The following is a 6,415-nucleotide window of genomic DNA, read 5'->3' as shown; positions in this document are numbered from 1 at the left end:
CATCACCTACAAGTATGAGCGGCACGACAAGCGCGTCGTCATCGACGGATTGAACGAGGCGAGCCACGAACTGCATTCCCGGCTCGCCGGCAACCTCGGCGGAGGGCATTAGCACGACGGCGGCACTATGTCCCATTCATGAGATATCGTCACACCCCAGTAGTGGGGGTAAGTGTAAATTCCAGCCTCAATGAGGAGCATTCTCTGAACCGAAGCGCCCTCGATCGCACAACTGAAACGCACTCCCGACGCTGGCTACGTGGTCCGGCACCGTCCTGAGCACTGCGATCGGTCTAATTGCTCGGGCGCCACCCCAGCTTGGGGAATTCTCCCCATCGCCTTCTCACTCCATTTCGGGCACTCTATCCACCACTAGGGTTGCTTTTGATCGGGGAGGAACGGGATGTTTCGACGCATTGTGCGCCAGCATCGCTCGCTCATGGGCGTGGGAATCGTCACATCCGCGGCTCTCGCGTTGTCCCTGCTGGCCTTCGTCTATCAGGGCATCAGTACTGCCGACGTACGGCTGAATGACGGCGGCGTCTGGGTTACCAAACCCAGCGGGCTACTGGTGGGACACCTCAACTACCAAGCTCAGGTTCTCGACACCGGGTTGCGCGCCAAGGCAAACGACTTTGACATTCTGCAGTCGGGCAACACCGTGCTCACGCATGATCGCGCCAATGCGACGCTCAGCCTGGTGGACCCGGCCAATGTGACCTTCGGGGCTGACGTGGCGCTGCCGGCGGATGCCGAGGTCGCACTCGGTGCTGACACCGTGGCAATCCTGGATCGTTCCACCGGTGACCTCTTCGTTCTCACCGTGGCAGACGTGGAAACTTTCATCCTTGAGAGCAGCGAACCGGTGGTCCAGCTGGGGGCCGGCGCCGCTGTTACCGTCGGATCCAACGGCACGGTGCACGCTGTCGGCGCCCGCGATGGCCAACTGGTCACGGTGACGCGCAGCACCGGGACAACCAGCTTCAACGCCCCCGTTGCCAGCGACCAGTCGTCTCTCGACGACCTCCCGGACCGGCCCAAACTGACGATTGCGGCGGTAGGTGATGCATCCGTCGTGCTGGAGAGCACCTCGGGAACCCTGATTCTGCCGGGAGGACGCAGCGTCAAGACCGCTCCGGGTTCTGCTTTGCAGCAAAGCACCACCGGCACGGCAACCACGACCGTGCTGGTGGGCACCCCCGACGCCCTGCTGATCCAGCCCCTCGACGGTAGCGACGCCACCCGCATCGAGGCCGGCGCCGACGGCCTTCCCGTTGCCCCGGTCTCTTTAAACGGATGCGCCTACGCGGCCTGGTCAACCAGTGCACGCTACGTGCGCGACTGCCCCGGAACCGACGACGATGTAGCCAGGGACATCGACCGCGGCACCACCACCGCACCCGTCACTTTTCGCGTCAACCGCAACGTCGTCGTGCTCAATGACCTCAGCACGGGTCTCGTCTGGCTGGTCGATCAGGACATGGTCGTGATCGAAAATTGGGAAGACATCACGCCCCCGCCCGACGAAAGCGATGAGCAAGACGAACAGGACGCCGTCACAGAGTCGATTGAGAACGTGCTGCCCGAACGCACCGAAGAGAACACCGTCCCGGTGGCCGTCGATGACGCGTTGGGGGTGCGGGCTGGCCGCAGTGTAATTTTGCCCGTTCTTGACAATGACACGGATGCCGATGGTGACATTCTCACCGCGACCATCGTCGGCGACACCCCCGTGTTGGGCAGGGTGCAACCGATCTTCGGCGGTGCGGCGCTGCAGATCACCGTGACCGACGGGGCCATCGGGACCGAAAGCTTTCGCTATGCGGTGAGCGACGGACGTGGCGGCACTGCCGAGGCAACGGTCGTTTTGACGGTGAGCACGGCCGGTACGAATAGCCAGCCCGTGCAGAAACGCACGAGCAGTTTCGTCGTGGAGCAGGGCGCTTCGATCACGCACAACGTGCTACCCGACTGGATCGATCCCGATGGCGACGACCTGTTCTTGCAGGCCGCCGCACCCGCCGATGACGATGCCGTGCAGTTCACCGCAGATGGCGTGCTCAGTTACGCGGCAATCGGCCAGAACCTCGGTCGCAAAGACGTGTTCATCGTCGTATCAGACGGAGTCGATACCGGCGAGGGCCTGGTGAAGGTCGATGTGCGGGCATCCGGAAGCACCAAACCGGTCACCAACCCCGACCACGTCTCGACTGCCGTCGGCCAGACCGTCACCGTGTCGCCACTGCTCAATGATGCGAGCCCCGGCGGCGTTCCCCTGCGCCTCGCGAAGATTGATGATGTGCCCGGTGCAACCATCGTGCCGGATTTTGTTACCGGTACTTTCACCTTCAACGCGGCCGAACCACGCACCTATTACCTGCAGTATCTGGCCACTGACGGCCCTAATACCGTGCTCGGTCTCGTACGCATCGACGTGACGGATGCCGCGGCGAGCGACCTTCCGCCTGTCGCGGTTCGCGACGTGGCCCTGTTGCCGGTAGGGCGCGATGTGCTCGTCGACGTACTCGCCAACGACACCGACCCGGCCGGCGGCATTCTGGTGGTGCAGTCCCTCAGCATTCCCGACAACCTCGGCATCACCGTCGCGGTATTGGAACACCGGGTGTTGCAGGTGACCGACCAGAGCGGCCTGAACGCGCCGGTCACAATCGGATATACCGTCTCGAACGGGTCGCTGAGCGCGGAAGGCGAGGTTCTGGTCGTTCCTGTACCGGCACCCACGAAACTGCTGCCGCCGGTCGCGGTAGACGATACCGTAACCGTGCGCGCGGGCGACATCGTGTCCATTCCCGTGCTGGCCAACGATTCGCATCCCAACGGCGATACGATCACGCTCGCGCCGACTTTGGTGGCACCGTTGGTCGACCCCATCGACGGCGACCTTTTCGTGTCGGAGAACACCCTGCGGTTTCAGGCTGGTTCGATCGCGAAGACCGTCTACGCAACCTACGAGGTCGTCGACAGCCTCGGCCAGAAGGATGCCGGCTACGTCACGATACAAATTCTTGCCCTCAACACCTCAACGAATTCCCCCCCGCGCCCGCGTGACCTCACCGCCCGCGTGCTCTCCGGGAACACTGTGCGTATCCCGATTCCGCTGGGTCAGATCGACACCGACGGCGACTCAGTTGAGCTCGTTGGGCAGGGTGCGGCGCCGGCCCAGGGGCGCATCGTGGAAGTGGGCGCGTCGTGGCTGAGCTATGAAGCATTCGCAGCATCCTCCGGCACTGATTCGTTCACCTACGTGGTGCGTGACCGGCTCGGCTCCGAAGCACAGGCCAGCATCCTCGTGGGAATCGCCCAACCGGGTGCCAGAAACCAGATGCCCTACGCCGTGAAAGACTCCGCGACCGCCCGCCCCGACCGCAAGCTGGCTGTTCCCGTGCTCCTTAACGACACCGACCCGGACGGTGACACGCTCACCCTGGTCGCTGACGGCCTCACCCTGCCCGACGGCCTCAACGCCACGGTCGCTGGCGAACGCATCGTGCTGCAGACACCCACTCAGCCGGGCGAGTTCAGCATTCAGTACACCGTCGCCGATCCCTGGGGGGCAACCGCGATCGGCACCCTGCAGTTGAGCATTACAGCGGATGCCCCTCTGCTGGCCCCCATAGCTCGCGACGACCGCCTGGTCGCGGCCGATGTGACCGAGCGGACCAGCGTCGATATCCCCGTTCTCGACAACGATGAAGATCCCGACGGCTCGGCCGCCGACCTCAACCTGTCGACCGACGATCCGGCGGCCACGGTCACCACCGACGGCCTCATACGGGTTGATCTCGCGGCAACCGCCCAGATCATTCGCTATACGATTACCGACGCTGATGGTCTCGAGGCCAGCGCGTTCATGCTCGTGCCGGGGCTCGACGACCAGCGCCCCACGCTCACCCAGGGAGTGAATCCCGTCGAAGTGAAAAGCGGCGAGACGGTGACCCTGGCCCTCAATGATTTCGTGACAGTGGCAGCGGGAAAGACCGCACGCATCACCGTGGCCGACAAGGTCTCGGCGACCCATGGCAACGGGGATTCGCTGATACAGAGCGAGGACACTCTCGTCTATACCTCAGCGGAGGGTTATTTCGGCGCAGAAGCCGTGAGCTTTGAAGTGACCGACGGCTCGGGCCCCGACGACCCGGCCGGCCGCACCGCGATCCTGATGATCCCCATCACTGTGCTCGCCCCCAACAACCAGCCGCCCACTTTCGTCGGCGGAACCGTCGAGGTCGCCCCCGGTGAAAACGCGATCACGGTCGACCTGGGCGCCATGGCAACGGATGCCGACCCCGGCGACCTCCAGAAGCTCGCTTTTCGCATCGACGGTGCGGTGCCTGCTGGCTTTACCGCCTCGATCACCGGCCAGACCCTGTCGGCAAGTGCCGATCCGAGCACGTCCAAGGGCCAATCCGGTGCGCTGTCGTTGCTCATCAACGACGGAACGACCGCCCCGGTCGCAGCCACCCTGCAGCTGAGCGTCATCGCCTCGACGCGCCCCCTCGCCACAACGACGGATGACTCTGTGCCGGAGGCGAAGCAGGGCAAGGCCGTGACCGTGTCGGTTCTGGCCAACGATACAAATCCGTTCCCGGCCGAAGCGCTGCGTCTGCTTTCGGCGACCGTGGAGACCGGCACGGGTACAGCATCCGTCGCGGGAAGCGACGTGGTAGTGACCCCCGCGAGTGATTTCATCGGCACGATGGTGGTGCGCTACCGGGTGACCGACGCGACGAATGACACCGAGCGTGAGGTCGAGGGCCGCATTCGCCTGACCGTGCAGGGCCGGCCCGACGCCCCATCCACCCCGAGCGTGACGTCGATTCAGGATCGCACGGTTGTGCTGTCGTGGACACCGCCGAGCAATAACGGCGCCGAAATAACTGGGTATACCGTGTCGGCGTCGGGCTTTTCCCAGGAGTGCGCCTCGACGACCTGCACCCTTGCGAACCTCACCAATGACACCGAGTACAGCTTTACGGTGACAGCCAGGAACGCGGTCGGCGAGTCCGACGCTTCGCCGGCGTCGGCCGTGGCCAGGCCAGACGCCCGACCCGACGTTCCGCAGCCGCCAACCCTGGTCTTTGGCGATGGCGCCCTCGACGTGTCCTGGGTCACGCCCACCAGCACGGGCAGCGCGGTCGAGTCGTACCTGCTCGAAATTTCGCCGCTGCCACGGTTTTGGGACCTGCGGCGCACCGCGACGGGCAATTCGCTCACCTGGGACGGCCTGCAGAACGGCGTCGCGTACACAGTGCGGGTGCAGGCGGTCAACCGCGCCCCGGAGCCGAGCGACTGGAGCTCGTTCTCGAGCGCGGTGGTGCCGGCCGGCGTTCCCTATGCGCCAGTAGCGCCGACCACGACACCGGCGACGGCCGTGGGCAGCCAGGCCCAGATTTCGGTGAGCTGGGTTGCGCCGGAGAACAACGGCGATGTGATCGCCGGTTATACCCTCAATTCCCTGCAGAACGGCGCCGTCGTGAGCAGCCTGCCCGTGTCGGCTACGAGCGCCAACGTGGCGGTCGCGGCGTCCGAAACCGACTACACCTTCACTGTCAGCGCCCGCAACAAGGCCGGCGACTCCCTGGCAAGCGCAGCGTCGACCGCACGGCGCGGCGCGGTGCCGCCCGGCGCTCCCACCAGCGTGGTGGCCACTCCCAAGGATACGGCCGTGGCTGTAACCTTCACGGCCGGCGCCGCGAACGGTACCCGTTCGAGCGAACTGACCTACCATTATCGGGTCAACCAGACCGGCGCCACGGGAACGTTTGCCGCGGGCGGCGGCACCATCGGCGGTCTGAGCAACGGTACCGGGTACTCCGTGGATGTCTGGGCGACGTCGACGGTGGATGGTGTCTCGCCCGGCACCGCCGGCACGTCGAACACTGTGGTGCCGTTCGGCAAGCCGATCATCACCCTGCAGGCAGTGAACCGCCAGGACGGAGCCGTTCAGTTCATCTGGAATGTCAACGGCAACGGTCGCGCGCTGACGTCCTCGAGCCACGGCGTGGACGGCGCTGGCAACGCTCAGGCCACGAATGGCGGGCTCGCCGCGAGCGAGACAACATCGATCACGGTGACCTATGGCAATGAGGCCGGCACCTCGACGGAGACGTGGTCAGGGCAGAGCAACCCGATGAGTGCCACGGCGTCTCAAGGAGCTTCGACCGGCAACAATCATTACACTCTCAACCTCAACACCAGAAATTTTCCGGCCGGACGATACACCGTGAAGTGTTTCGCCGACGAAAACGGCGGCGCCATGATTTTTTCAGCCGACATGAACGTTCCAGCGAACGGCACGATCGGCACTTGCAATGTGCTCTGGAGAACCGGTTGGGTCTACATCGAGGTTGTCGGCCAGGTCACGACGGCGAAGGTTTACATTCCATGATCACGA

At 64.4% G+C, this 6,415-nt stretch carries 1 protein-coding gene; it reads left to right on the top strand.

Annotated features, from left to right (window positions below):
• Positions 1–403: 403 nt before the first annotated feature.
• Complete coding sequence (locus CXY70_RS06170; protein WP_104191498.1) at positions 404–6,409, top strand: Ig-like domain-containing protein; 6,006 nt, start codon at positions 404–406, stop codon at positions 6,407–6,409.
• The last annotated feature ends 6 nt before the right edge of the window (positions 6,410–6,415 follow it).

Origin of the sequence: Cryobacterium sp. Y82 (assembly GCF_002929495.1) — a bacterium.
GTDB classification, from domain to species: Bacteria; Actinomycetota; Actinomycetes; order Actinomycetales; family Microbacteriaceae; genus Cryobacterium; species Cryobacterium serini.
Note: the sequence above shows the minus strand (reverse complement) of the source record. Positions and strands in the feature narration are given on the sequence as shown.